The following is a 1863-nucleotide window of genomic DNA, read 5'->3' as shown; positions in this document are numbered from 1 at the left end:
GCTCTGGCGGCCAAGGTTCCTGTCTATCCGCCGGCGCGTGCGTTGGAAGTGGCGCAGGACCGGGTGGACGAAAAAACATTCCTCAACGGCATCGGCATTGCCACCGCCGATTTCCACGCCGTCGACAATGATGACGAGCTGGCGGCGGCGCTGAAAGCATTCGACGGCAGCGGCATCCTGAAGACCCGGCGCATGGGATATGACGGCAAGGGCCAGCGCGTCTTCCGCAACATGGAAGCCGGCGGTTTTGCCGGCACATGCGAGGCGATGGGCAATGTGCCGCTGATTCTGGAGTCCTTCGTGCCGTTCGAGCGCGAGATATCGGTGATCGCGGCGCGTGGGCTGGACGGTGCGGTTGTCGCCTACGATCCAGCCGAGAATATCCATCGCAACGGCATTCTCCACACATCGACCTTGCCGGCCGCCATTATGCCGGAGACGGCGCAAGCAGCCCGAACGGCCGCATCGAAGATCCTTGCGGCGCTCGACTATGTCGGTGTCATCGGCGTCGAGTTCTTCGTGCTGGCCGATGGCTCGCTGCTGGCCAACGAGATCGCGCCGCGCGTGCACAATTCCGGCCATTGGACGGAAGCCGCCTGTGTCGTTTCGCAGTTCGAGCAGCATATCCGCGCCATCGCCGGCCTGCCGCTCGGCGGCCCGGACCGCCATTCCGACTGCGTGATGGAAAACCTGATCGGCGACGATGTGCTGCGCGTCCCGGAGCTTCTCGCCGAGCCCGATCTGATGCTGCATCTCTACGGCAAGACCGAAGCGCGGCCCGGCCGCAAGATGGGTCATTTCACTCGGATCAGACGTCGCGCCTCATAAGGTTGCCTACTGCGCGTCGTCGCTCTCGTCCTGCCCTGTATTGGCGCAACTCCCATCGCCTTCCTCGCAATTGGCCGCGGCAGCGAGCTGCTTGACGCGGTCATTGGTCAATCTGGGTCAGGCATTGCGAAACTTCCATCGAATGGATCGATCCGCCTTCGCTGGCGGCGGTGGAATGCGCGCACTCGGCATCGCGAAAAGTGATCCAGGCGCGTTGCGCCACCTGCAGCAATCTCTTGCCGTTGGCATCGTCCGAGCTGGTGAGGTTCTGATAGGCCGTGTTGAGCCTGGCGTCGGCCGCCTGGTAATCCTCGCCGGCACAGATGTTCATCATTTGCTGGCTGTCGTCGCTGCGGTCGCATTCCTGCGCGCGCGCAACCGAAGCTGCCGCCAGCAGGACAAGGCAGGCGGCCAGGAACATCCGGCGCATAGTCGTCTCCAAATCATTTCACGGCGACCGCATCATCCCAGCCGGCCCAGGGCCGCGCAATGCCGCAAGGCAGACATGGCGGATAATTGATGACAGGGATGATTCACAGCCGCTATGGAGCACGCTTGCGGTTGACAGGGACAAGGCTCCTCGTTTATGAGCCACCCACAGTTCAAAGGCGCGTCTTCTGGCGCGCCTTAAAATTTCGACCCAACCGGGTCCACACCGACAGGCAAGACCATGAAGATCAAGAATTCGCTCAAGGCGCTGAAGGCGCGTCACCGCGACAACCAGCTGGTTCGCCGCAAGGGCCGCATCTACATCATCAACAAGACCGCCCCGCGCTACAAGGCACGTCAGGGCTGAGTTTTCGGGCAGGAGGCTGTCGCCTCCGCCCATTTGATGCTTGTCGCCGTCTGCCGGCCTTTTCACGCCAAATTCAGTTTGACGTTCTCTCGCCCGGGACTAGAGTCCGGCGATGCGGATTCCTTTTGCATTTTTGACATCTCTGCTTGTTTCCGGCGTCATTTATGGCCCGGCATGGGCGGATGGTGCTGTCGCGCCGCCGTCCACTCAGGATGCGCCGCCCGCCCCAACGACGAAAC

The 1863-nt window shown here is 62.2% G+C and carries 2 protein-coding genes and 1 pseudogene; 2 read left to right on the top strand and 1 reads right to left on the bottom strand.

The genetic code is table 11. The annotated features are described in order from the left end of the window. Positions 1-828 (top strand): 5-(carboxyamino)imidazole ribonucleotide synthase (locus tag EN969_RS29360; protein WP_127419643.1); only part of this gene is annotated, 828 nt, incomplete at its 5' end. A 6-nt stretch (positions 829-834) separates the two neighbouring features. Here the strand turns inward: EN969_RS29360 and EN969_RS29355 are convergent. After that, positions 835-1258: pseudogene (locus EN969_RS29355) on the bottom strand (lysozyme inhibitor LprI family protein). A 240-nt stretch (positions 1259-1498) separates the two neighbouring features. On the opposite strand from EN969_RS29355, the gene ykgO reads away from it, so the two are divergent. Beyond that, entirely contained in the window at positions 1499-1624 is a 126-nt protein-coding gene (gene ykgO, locus EN969_RS29350) for a type B 50S ribosomal protein L36 (protein WP_006203764.1), read from the top strand. Positions 1625-1863 lie beyond the last annotated feature (239 nt).

Origin of the sequence: Mesorhizobium sp. M7A.F.Ca.CA.003.01.2.1, assembly GCF_003998945.1 — a bacterium.
In the GTDB taxonomy this organism is placed as follows: Bacteria; Pseudomonadota; Alphaproteobacteria; order Rhizobiales; family Rhizobiaceae; genus Mesorhizobium; species Mesorhizobium ciceri.
This window is presented reverse-complemented; position numbering and strand designations above follow the sequence as displayed.

Bases quoted from the DNA above. Each gene is read 5' to 3' on its own strand.
- ykgO (WP_006203764.1), top strand. From the start codon at position 1,499: ATGAAGATCAAGAATTCGCTCAAGGCGCTGAAGGCGCGTCACCGCGAC.